The organism is Granulicella aggregans, from assembly GCF_025685565.1.
Lineage (GTDB): Bacteria > Acidobacteriota > Terriglobia > Terriglobales > Acidobacteriaceae > Edaphobacter > Edaphobacter aggregans_B.
In genome coordinates this window covers 379,705-393,094 of the sequence record NZ_JAGSYE010000001.1, presented here as the reverse complement: position 1 = coordinate 393,094, position 13,390 = coordinate 379,705, and the positions used below count along the sequence as shown (strand labels likewise).

The following is a 13,390-nucleotide window of genomic DNA, read 5'->3' as shown; positions in this document are numbered from 1 at the left end:
AGACATAGTCATCTGTTCTCTTGTTCTTTCGAAAGGTCGTTTATGTCAGTTTTGGTCGATAAAAATACTCGCCTCATCGTTCAAGGCATCACGGGCCGCGAAGGCACTTTCCACGCCAAAGGCTGCTCCGAATACTCCAAGCAGTTCGGCTACGACATCGTCGTCGGCGGAGTGACCCCAGGCAAGGGTGGCACCACCCACGAAGGCTGGCCCGTCTTCAACACGGTTGAAGAGGCCGTGAACGCGACCGGCGCAAACGCCACGGTCATCTTCGTTCCTCCACCGTTTGCCGCTGACGGAATCCTTGAGGCGGCAGCGAGTGATATTTCGCTCGTCATCTGCATCACCGAGGGCATCCCGACGCTCGACATGGTGAAGGTGTGGGAGATTGTGAAGTCTTCGAAATCGACGCTGATCGGGCCCAACTGCCCCGGCGTCATCTCGCCGGGCAAGGCTAAGATCGGCATCATGCCTGGGCGCATTCATAAGGAAGGCTCCGTAGGCATCGTCTCGAAGTCGGGCACGCTGACGTATGAGGCGGTGTATCAATTGACGACGCGTGGTATCGGGCAGTCGACGGCCATTGGCATCGGCGGCGATCCCATCATCGGCACTACTCATATCGACGCGCTGAAGCTGCTGAACGAAGACCCCGAGACCGAGGCGATCATCATGATCGGCGAGATTGGCGGCTCCGCCGAAGAGGCTGCGGCGAAGTACATTGCGGAGCATGTGAAGAAGCCGGTCGTAGGCTTTATCGCCGGTCAGACCGCGCCTCCTGGCCGCCGCATGGGCCACGCGGGAGCCATCATCTCTGGTGGCGAGGGCACGGCTGCGGAGAAGATGAAGGCCATGGAGGCGGCGGGGATTCATGTCGTGAAGTCGCCCGCGGAGATTGGTGAGGCGATGGCACGGGTTCTGGGTAAGGTTTAGGGTTTACGTCCCACCCATCGCTCTGCCACCCCAGCGAACAAAGAGCGTTCGCCGGGGACCCCGGACGCTGCGATGGATGGGGCACCCAAAGATTCGCAGGGTGTAGGGTTTAGGGTGTAGCAAAACAAAGGCCTGGGAGCGGATGCTCTCAGGCCTTTGCTTGTTCTCTGTGCTGGGTGAAGGGAACGGAGTGCTGCTCTACACCCTATCCCCTACCCCCTGCTTTACTTCACTACGTTGCCCAGCGCATCCCGGTACTCGATCGGCGCAAGGTTCAGGTCCTTCAGGCTTTGTTCGATCTTCGTCTTATCGCCAACGATGACGTAGACGAGTTGATCGGGATGGATGGTCTCCTTCGACACGCGGATCACGTCGGCCAGATCGACCTTCGTGTAGCGCTCCGGCAGCTTCGAGTAGTAATCGAGCGGCCGATCGTAGAGGAAGATGGAAGACATCGCGCCCGCTGTCGCAGCCGTCGTCTCGAAGAGCGCCGGAATCGACTGCACCAGCGCGTCCTTGGCGCTTTTCATCTCGGCGTCGCTGGGAGGCACGGTGAGGATGCGCTTCAGTTCGAAGTCCAGCTCCTTCGCTGCCGCGGCGGTGACGTCGGTCTTGACCAGACCGCCCGCGGTGAAGGGGCCGCCTTCGCGGTAGAGGCTGAAGCCGGAACGAGCGCCGTAGGTATAGCCATGGACCTCGCGGAGGTTCATGTTGATGCGGCTCGCGAAGCTTGCCCCCAGCGTGTAGTTCAGCACCTGGATGGCTTCGAGGTCTGGCGATGTGCGCGGTACACCCAGACCTGCCGCCTGTAGGGCAGACTGCGGTGATCCGGGCTTATCGACAAGGACGACGCGAGGCGTCGGCGGTGCGGGAGGCGGGGGCAGTGTGACGGCTCCAGTTGCGGCTCCCGTCCACGCGCCGAAGTGCTTCTCGGCGAGTTCGCGGGCCTCCCGCTCCTTGATGTCTCCAGCGAAGATCAAAGCTGAGTCAGCCGGACCATAGTGGCCTGCCCAGAAGGCCTTCAGCTCATCGCGCGAGATGCCTTCGACGCTGGCCGTCGTTCCCGAGCCGGTGAATCCGTAAGGCTGATCGCCATAGAGCACATGCGGAACTACGCGCTGGGCAATGGCCCCAACGTTGTCCGACTCCTGCTGGATGCCGATGAGGCGCTGCTTACGGAGGCGGTCGATGTCCTGCGGGCGGAACGCCGGATGCTCGACGACATCGGCCAACAGGTCAAGCGCTGCGTCGGCATGGTTACTCAGCACGCTGATGCCGCCGCTGGCGCTGTCCATACCCGCACCTACGCCGACGCGAGTTCCAAGGCGCTCGGCGGCTTCGGCAAGCTGTGTGGAGGTGCGGAGTTCCGTGCCTTCACCCAGCATCGATGCGGTGAAGGATGCCAGCCCAGGCTTGTCCGTTGGGTTTGCCTCGCCACCGGCGCGGCTGACCAATGTGGCCGCAACCACGGGCAGATTCGAGTCTTCGATCAGGTAGACCTTCAGGCCGTTCTTCAACGTGAACGTAGTCGGAACGGGCAGGTGGAAGGCGAGCTCCGGGCCGGGCTTCGGTACGGTCTTGCGCCACTCCTGTGCCTTTTCAAACTCCGGAGTATAAGGATTCACCAGCTTCACATCGGCGTCGGTGTTCTCCGGGCTGCGCGGCACATCGTCCACGACCTTCTTGCCGGGAACCGTGGTCACCACGACTGCCTGGTTCTTGTTTAGATACTTCGCTGCGACGCCCTTCACGCTTGCAGTCGTTGCGGCCTCGAAGCGGGCGATGTCCTTGGGCAGATAGCCAGGGTCGCCAGCGATCTGGTTATAGCTGTTCAGCGTGTCGGCGATGCCGCCAAATCCGCCGAGGCGCTGCAGACCGGTGATCTTCCGCGTCAGGTCGACGGTGCGGGCGGAGTCGAGCTCATCCTGCGTCGGGCCTTCTGTCTGCAGCTTCGCGATCTGCTCCCAGAACGCGGCTTCGATCTCATCGGCCTTCACATTCGGCTTCACGGTGATGGAGCATGAGAAGACCGAGGTCAACGTCAGCGCATCATCATCGCAGGAGACAGCCTGCGCGATCTGGCGCTTATAGACCAACTCCTGGTCGAGACGGCTGGCCTTTGCTCCGCCGAGAATATGGCTGAGCAACTGCGCGTCCGCATCGCCGGGCTTGTACGCGGCAGGCAGCAGGAAGAAGAAGTCGAGCCGCGTCAGCTTCACGGTGTCGGTGACGGTCTCGCGCTTCTGCGTGGTGATAGCGGGCGTCACGACGTTGACCGGGTCGACCTTTGGGCCGGCGGGGATGGGGGCAAAGTACTTCATCAGCAGGGCCTTCAACTCTGCTGGCTTGAAGTCTCCAGCGATGGCGATGCTGGCGTTGTTCGGCGTGTAGAAGTGCTGGTGGAAGTCGCGGATGTCCGCGATGCGCGCGGCTTCGATGTCTGCGTGCGATCCGATGACGGAAGCGTAGTAAGGATGTCCCTTGGGGAAGAGGAGATGATAGCCGGCCTCTTCGGCCAGATCGTAGGGCGAGCCCTCATGCTGCCTGCGCTCGTTGCGGACAACGTCGCGCTGGTTGGTCAGCTTCACGCGGTCGAGGCCTTCGAGCAGGAAGCCCATGCGGTCGCTTTCGAGCCACATCGCCAGCTCAAGCTGGTTCGCAGGCATGGTCTCGAAGTAGTTGGTTCGGTCGAAGTTCGTGGTGCCGTTGACGTCCGTTGCGCCTGCGCCCTGCACATACTTGATGTGTGCCTTCTCGCCGACGTGCTCGGAGCCCTCGAACATCATGTGCTCGAAGAGATGCGCAAAGCCGGTGCGGCCCTCGCGTTCGTTCAGCGGGCCCACGTGGTACCAGAGGTCCACGGCTACCAGCGGCAGGCGGTGGTCTTCGTGCGTCAGCACGACGAGGCCGTTTGGCAATGTAAAGCGTTCGTACTTTAGCTCGGGCAGCTTTAACTTCGCGGGGGCGTCGGCAGCAACGCAAGGCAGTCCCGCGCCGAGCAACAGCAGCGATGCGGCGGTGCGGAGCAAGCTCTTCGGGGAAGTGAATATCTTCATAAGTCTCCAGTAAAGATGAATCGTTTTCGACGGCGGTCTGCCGAGTGGGCGCAGTGCTTACTTCAGCTTCATCTTAACTGTACTGATGGAGTCTGGTGGAAGTTCCACCGCAAATGTAGTGTGATCGGCGGTAATCTGTACCAGCCGAGGCACTGAGAGCTCGTTGCGCAAGAGTGCCACCGCCGTGCCGCCCGGATTGACGAACGCGAGCACGTCGTCGCAGGTCCCCGTCGCCCGCGCAATCTTTGCGCCGACATCAACGAAATGCGTGAGGTGCTTCAGCAGGTAAAAGTCATGGTTGAAACGGAAGGTCTTCTCCGCCGTATTCACGCTGATCAGAGAGTTCTGCGGCCATCCCCAGGTGCTTACGCCGCCATCCGCGGTAGAAATGTTCCAGTACATATAGCCGGTCGCGCCACTGCGGAAGTACTGCTTCATCAACTCCCAGCAGTAGCCGGCGTAGCTCCAGCTATTCTTTCCGTCACCGCACTCCTGCTCGGATTGAAAGATCGCGAGTTGCGGGTACTCGTCGTGGATTGTCGCGACCGCGTTCTTACCCGCCCACTGCACACCGACGCCTTTGATATGGCTGCCCGCTTCCTTGTCCAGCATCACGGTCTCAAGCAGCTTCGGGTTGCCGCGTTCGAGCGTCCCAAAGAAGACGTCGACATCGCGTTTCCGCATCTGCGGGCCAAGCTCACGAATGAAGCGCGCGAGCCCCTCGGGCGTCCACGTGCAACTGGGAAAGTTCTGCGCGGAGTTGAACTCGTTCTGCGGCATAACCATGCCGACGCGGATGCCTTCCGCGCGATAGGCATCGATGAATTTGCCGAAGTATTCCGCGTAGGCCTTGAAATACTCCGGCTTCTGGATAAACATGTCTTCGCCATCGTGGCCTAGCTGGTCCGGGCGAATGCCATTCTCCTTCATGCCCGCAAAGGCCTTCGCTTCGGCGTAGAAGTGATTGCGCTTCATCCAGCTCGGCGGCGTCCATGGCGAAGCCCACAGCTTCAGCTCTGGCTGCTGCTTTATGGCTGCGTGGATAAAGGGAATCAGCGTCGCGCGGTCATGGTCGATGCTGAAGTGCTGCAGCGCGAAGTCGCCATCGGTTTCGTCGAGGCTGTAGGGTTCGGTGGCGTAGTCGTTCGCGCCGATGGGCATGCGGCAGTAGGTGAACCGCGCGCCTTCGGTGGGATGGAAGAGCTCGCGAATCACCGTCTCGCGATCGCTTTCACCAAGCGCGCTCAGCGACGTCCAGCCAAGCTCGTTGAAGCAGCCGCCAAAGCCCTCCATCGGCCGTCCTACTGTCTTCGCGGAGTCGATGTTCAGGTTCAGTAGCTCCCACTGAAACGTCGGCTTGAGGACCTTGCCCTTCTGCCATGCGCTGGCCTCGGTCGTCGTCACCATGGAGATGCGTTCGTCTTCAAGGACCTCGGGAGCGGGCATCTGAGCTATCGCGGAGGTCGCCGTGCCTCCCATAGCCATGGCTGCCGCGGCCATGGAAGTTGTCAGAACTCGCCGGCGTGTCCAGCGCTTCGTCGTCATGGTTCTTGCTCCTTGAAGTCCGACCGCAGCATAGCAGCCACAGGGAACGCCAGGCCCATTTGTATACTGTTCCCCATGCGTTCACTCCTGTTCTCATGCGTTCCAGGAATCCTTGCCATCTTCACTATTGCCGCGCCCTCGCAGACCAAAGGCGTTCAGCCGGTCACGGTGTCATTCCCCGCAGCGCAGTCCGCGAAGTCGCTCGATGGCCGTCTGCTCTTTTTGCTCTCGAACGATGCCAGCGAGGAGCCCCGCATGCAGATCAACGACACGCCGCGTTCGCAGATCGTCTTCGGCATGACGGTCGATGGCGTGAAGCCCGGTCAGCCGATGAAGCTCGAGGCCAACGCCGCCGGCTACCCGGTGCGCAAGCTCGCTGACGTACCCGAGGGCGACTACACCGTGCAGGCGGTGCTGAACATCTACCAGACCTTCCACCGCGCCGATGGCCACACCATCAAGCTCGCGCCGGACCGTGGCGAAGGCCAGCACTGGAACATCGCTCCGGGCAATCTCTACAGCAAGCCGGTGAAGCTGCACATCGGGCCGAAGGGCGCGCCGATCAAGCTGACGCTCGATCAGGTCATTCCGCCGATCAAGCCAGAGCCGGACACGAAGTACATTCGCCACATCAAGATTCAATCTGACCTGCTCTCGAAGTTCTGGGGTACGCCCGTCTATCTCTCGGCGATCGTGCTTGTGCCCGAAGGCTTCGATGAGCACCCGCAGGCGCACTTCCCGCTCATGATCTTCCACGACCACTTTGTCGACGGCATCGAGGACTTCCGCACCACGCCGCCCGATCCTGACCTCAAGCCCGACTACTCCCAGCGCTTTCACCTCGCTGGATACAACCGCATCCAGCAGCAGGAGGCGTACAACGAGTACAAGCTGTGGAGTGGCCCGAATTTTCCGCGTGTTCTCGTTGTCAAGATTCAGCACGCTAATCCGTACTACGACGACTCCTATGCGGTCGACTCCGCCAATCTTGGCCCTTACGGTAGCGCCATCGAGAAAGAGCTGATTCCAGCGATCGAGAAGCAGTTCCGCGGCATCGGCCAGGGTTGGGCGCGCTTCGTCTACGGCGGATCGACCGGCGGCTGGGAGTCGCTTGCGGTACAACTCTTCAACCCCGACTTCTATAACGGTGCCTTCGCCGCTTGCCCGGACCCGGTCGACTTCCACGCCTACATGACGACCGATCTGTACTCGCAGAAGAACATGTTCTACATCCAGGGTGCGAACAAGCAGGTCGAGCAGCCCGCCATGCGCGACTACCTCGGCCACACGCTGATCAGCGTCCGCGACAACATCGCGTATGAAGCGGCTTTGGGCGATCACGGCCGCTCCGGCGAGCAGTTCGACATCTGGCAGGCCGTCTACTCGCCCGTCGGTGCGGACGGCTACCCGCAGCCCATCTTCGACAAGGAGACCGGCGAGATCGACCTCAAGGTCGCCGCCTATTGGAAGGAGCACTTCGACCTGAACGCGAAGCTGCAGCGGGAATGGACGACGATTGGGCCAAAGCTCCGGGGCAAGATCCATCTCTACGTCGGCAGCGACGATACCTACTTCCTGAACGACGCCGTCTATCTGATGGAGGACTTCCTCAAGACCACCGGCACGCCCGGCGTTGGCGTTCCGTATGAGGGCGAAGTCCTCTACGGCCCCCGCGCCGAACACTGCTGGAACGGCGATCCCTCGCTGCCAAATGCGTACTCCCGGCTGCACTACAACACCATGTACCTGCCGAAGATCATGGATCGCATCGCGAAGACCGCCCCGGCTGGCGCTGATGTTACGAGCTGGAAGTACTAGTCTCCCTGCGATTCATCGTCACTTAGTGCTGCAAGCCGCATTCTGTGCGGACGCAAGGTAAACTAGACAGAGAAAATCAATCAACGAACTTGCGAAAAGTTCACTGAAACGGAGCACCATGTCACAGCGCACCTTCAGCATCATCAAGCCGGACGCCGTCCGCAAGGGTTACACCGCCGCCATCCTCGCCGAGATCGAGAAGGCCGGCTTCAAGATCGTTGCCATCAAGCGCATCAGCATCTCGAACGCGCAGGCCGAGGGCTTCTACCACGTCCACTCCGCCCGTCCGTTCTTCGGGTCCTTGACTCAGTTCATGTCCAGCGGCCCCATCTTCCCGATGGTGCTCGAGAAGGACAACGCGATCGCCGACCTGCGCAAGCTGATGGGCGCAACGAATCCCGCGAACGCTGAGGAAGGGACGATTCGCAAGAAGTTCGCCGGATCGATCGAAGAGAACGCCATCCACGGCTCCGACGCAGAAGATACCGCTGCGTTTGAAATCGGCTACTTCTTCGCTGGTCTCGAACTGGCGTAAGAGCGTTGTACGTTCTCAGTTGTACGTTGTACGTTTTGTCTGCACGTACAACGTACAACGCACAACAACGAACTACTTCCCGCCAAACAGCTTCAGATCCACCGCCTCACCCATCGCCTTATATCCCGCGTCTCCCGGATGCAGGTGGTCGCCGTGGTCCATCACAGGCAGAAACATCGATGGATTCGCGGGGTCGCGCGTCACCATGTCGAAGTCGATCAATCCGTCCAACGACTTATTCAACCGAATCCAGTCGTTCACGGCGAGGCGAATTTTCTCTCCCGCATCGGACTGATACTTCGCACCGACATACGGTGTCAGCGTCGCGCCAATCACCTTGATACCGTGGATGTGTGCCCGCTCAACGAGTTGATTGAGGCCGGCGATCATCTCCTCTGTCGTCACCGGATCATGCGGATTCGTGGGACTGGTCGCGTTGCCGATGTCGTTGATGCCTTCCATGATGATGAGATACTTCACGCCCGCCTGCGCCATCACGTCGCGGTCGAAGCGAGCCTCTGCCGAAGGCCCGTAGCCGTCTCGTAGCACGCGGTTGCCGCCGATGCCCTGATTCAACACGCCCAGCCCATTCAGCTTCTTGTCCGCCTGAAGTCTGCGTGCGAGCACATCCGGCCAGCGAGCATTCCCGTTCTCCGTCGCATAGGCACCATCGGTGATCGAGTCGCCCAGCGTCACAATCGCCCCGTCGCTCGCGGCTCCCAGCACGTCGACGCCCTTCACGAAACGCCACTGCTTGAATATCTCCGGCGCAGTCAGCGTCTTCTCGCCAACGACATTGCCTGGAGCCATGTAATTCGTCTGATCGGCGAAGGTGTGCTGCGTCACGTGCGTGAGCGGCTGCGCTGGGATAAAGACGCTGATTGCCAGGTCCGACAGCGCGGGCAGCTTCAAGTCCGCCGGATCGCTCACCACCATCGCTCCGGGCGGGATCGTGATCGAGCTTTTGCCGCCAAAGGTCAGCGCATTCGCTGATGCCAGCTTGATCTCGCTTCCACCCGCGCTCAGCGCTGCATGGGCTGCGCCAATGGTCAGCGGATCAGTCCCAAACTCATTCGTAAACTCCACCCGAACCCTGTCGCCGCCGCGCGAGACATGCACAATCTCGCGTAGCGTCATGTCCGCTGATCCCGGCCCGTCGGCCTTATTCGCTTCACCCAGCGGAGCCGTAGCCCACGTCCCCACCCAATGGTCCTGCGGTGACGCTGCATGACCTGTTCCGACGCCCAAAGCAATTGCCAGACCCAAACCCACGACCACACGCCCAACACTGCTCATCCCAACCTCCTAGAAATCCCATGCCAACAACAGCCGCTTCATTCTACCCGCGCTTCACTACCCTTTGATGCTTCACGTATAGTGACTGTGCCTGCCGGTCTCGCTCCATCCTCGAAGACGGGAACGAAGACCGGCCGAAGCGAATCCTGGCAGTCAATAAACGTTTGAGGGAAATCCAACGATGAAATGGGCACGCGCTATCCTACTCACTATGACAACCTCTATCGCGGCGCACGGCGCAGTCACCAAGGCCTCCTTCGGCAAGCTGCCTGACGGCACGGCAGTCGACAAGTACACCCTGAAGAGCCCCAGCCTTGAAGTTGGCCTCATCACCTACGGAGCGCGCATCGTCTCCATCAAGACCGCCGACAAGTCTGGCAAGGTCGCCGACGTCGCCCTCGGCTACAACGACATCGAAGGCTACGTCGCGGACAACAAGACCTACGTCGGCTCCGTCGTCGGCCGCTACGGCAACCGCATCGCGCTTGGCAAGTTCTCGCTTGACGGCAAGGCCTACACCATCCCCACCAACAACAACGCGAACACCTTGCACGGCGGCACCGTCGGCTTCGACAAGAAGGTCTGGGACGCCAAAGAGATTCCCGGCGGCGTCGAGTTCACCCTCGTCTCGCCCGACGGCGACATGGGCTACCCCGGCACCCTCACCGCCCATGTGAAGTACACCATCCACGGCGACGCCCTCCACATCGACTACTCCGCCACCACCACCAAGGACACCGTCCTCAACCTAACCAACCACACCTACTTCAACCTCTCGGGCGAGGGCAGCGGTCTCATCCTCGGCGAATACATCACCATCGACGCCGACCACTACACCCCCGTCGACTCCGGCCTCATCCCCACCGGCGAACTCGCCCCCGTCGCCGGAACGCCCTTCGACCTGCGCAAGCCCACCGAGATCGGCAAGGCCGACCCGGACGCCAACCCGCAGATGAAGCTCGGCGGCGGCTACGACCACAACTGGGTGCTGAATGGAAAGATGGGCGAACTTCATCTCGCCGCCAAGGTCTTCGACCCGGCCACCGGCCGCGTCCTCACCGTCACCACCACCGAGCCCGGCGTCCAGTTCTACGCCGGCACATCCATCCCCGGACTCTTCAAGGGCAAGGCGGGCGTCGTCTACGTGAAGAACGCCGGCTTCTGCCTGGAGACCCAGCACTTCCCGGACTCCCCAAACCACCCCAAGTTCCCCAGCACGGAACTAAAGCCCGGCCAGACCATGCACAGCACTACGGTCTTTACGTTTACCGTCGAGAAGTAGGTTTTAGTTGATAGGCAATAAAGAACCTGCTCTCGCACTGCCCTCTTCTTGGGTCAATGCGATAGCAGGTTCTTTTTTCTCTTTGGCATAGTCGACTCAATCACCGTTGCATCTTTGTGTCCGAAGGGCAAGATTTGTCGCCTGATCTCATGAAAGTCCAGCTAAGGAAGAGAAAGCAATCAGGAGCAGGAATGTAGCGGTCATACCGGCTTCTTTCGAAGGCTGCCTGCCTTCCCTAAGGCAAACAGCCGGATGTAGGAGGTTTCGATACTCCTTGACGTGATCTGCACAGAGGCACCCAATATTTGGATTGTCGATAAACAATCCGAGCAAGATTGACATTGAGTCTTCATCCAGATGCTCAGCAAGATAGTTGGCGAAAGTCTTTGGAATCCCTCCCTCCGGAAACCAATGAAGAGAGTTCGCCATTTCAAGCAACTTGCCCAAATCTAGCGACCTAACGAACAATCCAAAATCTAAGTTGTATTTTCGCGGCAACCCTTGAAATTTCGAGAGAGCTCGGACACTTCCTTCCGACAGGCAGCACTTATATAGAAGCACCGACTCTAAAGCCGAAGAAGCAAGGGCTGAGGCCGCAAACCAAGCCTCAGCTTCGAGCGCCAGGTTTGCTTCTTCATAAAAAGTCATAGCAAGCTCTATACAGAAAAACCCATCTCTAAATATTTCGAGCCTTTTGCTGTTTTCGGATGAACCTTCGGTTCCATCAAGGGTTTGCCTCATATCGATCAGCATTGTGCGTAGTGCATCGAATTGTTCTTGCATCGCTGCGGTTGCAGTACCTGGAGTCTCATCATTCATATGGCTTCTCCATCAGCTTCTAATTGCCAATGTTAATCCTCTTGAGGCTGACTAAGAGTTTGCTTATGAGAAGCAGATATGTGCCCCACGGGCTCTATGGTAACCCTACCCCGCCGTACTCGCCCGATCCAGATGCACATACCCGCCATCGACAAACACATGCTGCCCGGTCGTATGTCCCGACATCGGCCATAGCAGAAACACCACCGTCGCCGCGATCCCCGCGGGCGTCGTCATCCGCTTCTCCAGCGGATATTTCTCAGGATCGGCGCCAGCCTACTGTGTCAACGGGGAAGTAGGTGGCCTGAGCCTGACCCAGAAGTGTGAGAGCCCGCACGCTCATAAATCCTTAGAATCGCCGCCCTTGACGGCTGGATTTCGGTATCATGGGTCATGTTACCCGTAGCGTGACACCAATCACCTCCAACGGCAGGGCCGGGATCTTCGGCTTGACTGGGATGTGGTTGTGCGATGTGACGATGCTGAAACCGACATCAGGAGCCTTGCCGTTTGCCACTGAATCTCGCCACCTCGATCCGCCGCCTCACGTCCGCCCCCCAAATTCTCACGTTCGCCGCCCTCGGAGTGCTGTTAGTTGCTTGCCCTGCGGCCAGCGCGCGCAGTACCGCACGTCACAAGCACCCACGTCTGCACGCGATGAAGCACCTGCTGCTCAACGTGAGCCTGCCTGGAATGGGCCTGATCCCCTACGACGATGACGATGTGCCGGATGGATCGGAGGATGGCCAGAAGTTCGAGCTCAAGCTGGCCCGCCAGAGTGGCGAGATCATCGACGTTGTCTACAGGGTCGGCGACACGTATATCCCCGAGGCTTTGGACCAGCTTAGTTCCTTTCTGCACGACAGCCACAACGACGAGGTGAAAGACTACGATCCGCGCACCTTTGACGTGCTGCACACGATCCTCGCGAAGCTGGACCGGTCCAGCAGCATGATCGAGATCCTGAGCGCCTATCGGACGCAGGAGACGAACGATGCGCTCCGTGCTAGTGGAACGACGAACGCAGCCGAGCATTCGCAGCATATCGAGGCCAAGGCCCTCGATATCCGGGTCCCTGGCGTTCCTGCGGCGAATCTGCGGGATGCTGCGCTTTCCCTTGGAGCGGGCGGCGTAGGGTACTATCCCAAAAGCCAGTTCATTCACGTGGATACCGGACCGGTGCGGGAGTGGACTTACGCGCCGCATGCACATAGGGCCGCTCACTCTCGTCACCACCGCCGTCATGCCTAAGAGGCCAACGACCGCATAGCGAAGGGCAAGGACTACTCCGCCGTTGCTGCCCGGTCCAGATGCACGTATCCGCCATCAACAAACACATGCTGGCCCGTCGTGTGCCCTGACGCTGGCGATAGCAGGAAGACCACGGTTGAAGCGATCTCTGCCGGGGTAGTCATGCGCTTATCAAGCGGGATGTTCCTGACGATCTTTTCCAGCTTTGCTGCCGGGTCGTCGAACTTCGCCAACCACTCCTGGTAGGCGGGCGTATCGACCTCCGAAGGCACCACTGCGTTCACGCGGATGCCGTAGGGAAAGAGTTCGACTGCCCACTCTCGCGTCAGTGCCAGTTGCGCACCCTTCGCTGCGGCGTAGCCAGACGTCCCACCCTGGCCGGTGTAGCCGACCTTCGAGGCGGTGTTCACGATCGCCCCCTTCGACGCCTTCAGATGCGGCAGGCAATAGTGCGCCATGGAGTAGTAGTGCCACAGGTTCCGCTCGACGGACTTGAGGAACTCATCCGGCGTCCCATCCGCAAGGCCCACCTTGTCGTTCACGCCGATGTTGTTCACCAGCCCATCGATGCGGCCAAACTCCGCGACCGTCTGCTCGACCGCCGCCCTGCACTTTTCCGGCGAGTCCAGCCACATCTCGTAGAAGCCGAAGCGCTGGCCCTTCTCGCGCATCGTTGCAAGGTTCGCTTGTACGGCGGGCGTGTCGTTGTTGAGGATGACCGGCACGGCACCCTCCGCCGCAATGGCATGAGAGATCGCCGCGCCGATGCCTACCCCGCCGCCCGTGACGATGACGACCTTGCCTGTCAGTCCCAGATCCATGTGTCTCCTGTTACCGTTGCCCCTTTTGTTTGTC

At 60.1% G+C, this 13,390-nt stretch carries 11 protein-coding genes; 5 read left to right on the top strand and 6 right to left on the bottom strand.

Annotated features, from left to right (window positions below; genetic code table 11):
- The first annotated feature begins 42 nt into the window (after positions 1–42).
- Positions 43–933, top strand: coding sequence for a succinate--CoA ligase subunit alpha (gene sucD / locus OHL18_RS01565; protein WP_263373079.1), 891 nt, complete (start codon positions 43–45; stop codon positions 931–933).
- 224 nt (positions 934–1,157) lie between these two features.
- On the opposite strand, the gene OHL18_RS01560 is transcribed toward sucD, so the two are convergent.
- On the bottom strand, positions 1,158–3,989 hold the full coding sequence (locus OHL18_RS01560) for a M16 family metallopeptidase (RefSeq protein ID WP_263373078.1): 2,832 nt from the start codon (positions 3,987–3,989) through the stop codon (positions 1,158–1,160).
- Between the two features lie 57 nt (positions 3,990–4,046).
- Positions 4,047–5,534, bottom strand: coding sequence for a glycoside hydrolase family 30 protein (locus OHL18_RS01555; RefSeq protein ID WP_263373077.1), 1,488 nt, complete (start codon positions 5,532–5,534; stop codon positions 4,047–4,049).
- A gap of 255 nt (positions 5,535–5,789) precedes the next feature.
- Between OHL18_RS01555 and OHL18_RS01550 the strand changes: the two genes are divergently transcribed.
- Complete coding sequence (locus OHL18_RS01550; protein ID WP_396274220.1) at positions 5,790–7,352, top strand: alpha/beta hydrolase-fold protein; 1,563 nt, start codon at positions 5,790–5,792, stop codon at positions 7,350–7,352.
- A 118-nt stretch (positions 7,353–7,470) separates the two neighbouring features.
- Positions 7,471–7,887 (top strand): nucleoside-diphosphate kinase, encoded by a 417-nt coding sequence (ndk, locus tag OHL18_RS01545; RefSeq protein WP_263373075.1) that lies wholly within the window; start codon positions 7,471–7,473, stop codon positions 7,885–7,887.
- A 72-nt stretch (positions 7,888–7,959) separates the two neighbouring features.
- Here ndk and OHL18_RS01540 read toward each other — a convergent pair whose 3' ends face one another.
- Entirely contained in the window at positions 7,960–9,183 is a 1,224-nt protein-coding gene (locus OHL18_RS01540; RefSeq protein ID WP_263373074.1) for an SGNH/GDSL hydrolase family protein, read from the bottom strand.
- Between the two features lie 211 nt (positions 9,184–9,394).
- On the opposite strand from OHL18_RS01540, the gene OHL18_RS01535 reads away from it, so the two are divergent.
- Complete coding sequence (locus tag OHL18_RS01535) at positions 9,395–10,465, top strand: aldose epimerase family protein (protein ID WP_263373073.1); 1,071 nt, start codon at positions 9,395–9,397, stop codon at positions 10,463–10,465.
- 147 nt (positions 10,466–10,612) lie between these two features.
- On the opposite strand, the gene OHL18_RS01530 is transcribed toward OHL18_RS01535, so the two are convergent.
- Entirely contained in the window at positions 10,613–11,284 is a 672-nt protein-coding gene (locus tag OHL18_RS01530; RefSeq protein WP_263373072.1) for a hypothetical protein, read from the bottom strand.
- Positions 11,285–11,389: 105 nt separating this feature from the next.
- Positions 11,390–11,533 carry an SDR family oxidoreductase gene (locus tag OHL18_RS01525; RefSeq protein WP_263374569.1) on the bottom strand — a complete coding sequence of 48 codons (144 nt, stop codon included), beginning with the start codon at positions 11,531–11,533 and terminating at the stop codon, positions 11,390–11,392.
- A 261-nt stretch (positions 11,534–11,794) separates the two neighbouring features.
- On the opposite strand from OHL18_RS01525, the gene OHL18_RS01520 reads away from it, so the two are divergent.
- On the top strand, positions 11,795–12,535 hold the full coding sequence (locus OHL18_RS01520) for a YcbK family protein (RefSeq protein ID WP_263373071.1): 741 nt from the start codon (positions 11,795–11,797) through the stop codon (positions 12,533–12,535).
- A gap of 32 nt (positions 12,536–12,567) precedes the next feature.
- Here the strand turns inward: OHL18_RS01520 and OHL18_RS01515 are convergent, their stop codons facing one another.
- The gene (locus OHL18_RS01515) at positions 12,568–13,356 is read right to left on the bottom strand and encodes an SDR family oxidoreductase (protein ID WP_263373070.1); all 789 of its coding nucleotides are present in this window, start codon (positions 13,354–13,356) and stop codon (positions 12,568–12,570) included.
- Between the last annotated feature and the right edge of the window lie 34 nt (positions 13,357–13,390).

What these genes read in the sequence shown, in the direction of transcription:
- OHL18_RS01550 (WP_396274220.1), top strand. Translation starts at nt 5,790, where the DNA reads ATGCAGATCAACGACACGCCGCGTTCGCAGATCGTCTTCGGCATGACG.
- OHL18_RS01555 (WP_263373077.1), bottom strand. Translation starts at nt 5,534, where the DNA reads ATGACGACGAAGCGCTGGACACGCCGGCGAGTTCTGACAACTTCCATG.
- OHL18_RS01560 (WP_263373078.1), bottom strand. Translation starts at nt 3,989, where the DNA reads ATGAAGATATTCACTTCCCCGAAGAGCTTGCTCCGCACCGCCGCATCG.
- OHL18_RS01530 (WP_263373072.1), bottom strand. Translation starts at nt 11,284, where the DNA reads ATGAATGATGAGACTCCAGGTACTGCAACCGCAGCGATGCAAGAACAA.
- OHL18_RS01535 (WP_263373073.1), top strand. Translation starts at nt 9,395, where the DNA reads ATGACAACCTCTATCGCGGCGCACGGCGCAGTCACCAAGGCCTCCTTC.
- OHL18_RS01540 (WP_263373074.1), bottom strand. Translation starts at nt 9,183, where the DNA reads ATGAGCAGTGTTGGGCGTGTGGTCGTGGGTTTGGGTCTGGCAATTGCT.
- OHL18_RS01515 (WP_263373070.1), bottom strand. Translation starts at nt 13,356, where the DNA reads ATGGATCTGGGACTGACAGGCAAGGTCGTCATCGTCACGGGCGGCGGG.
- ndk (WP_263373075.1), top strand. Translation starts at nt 7,471, where the DNA reads ATGTCACAGCGCACCTTCAGCATCATCAAGCCGGACGCCGTCCGCAAG.
- sucD (WP_263373079.1), top strand. Translation starts at nt 43, where the DNA reads ATGTCAGTTTTGGTCGATAAAAATACTCGCCTCATCGTTCAAGGCATC.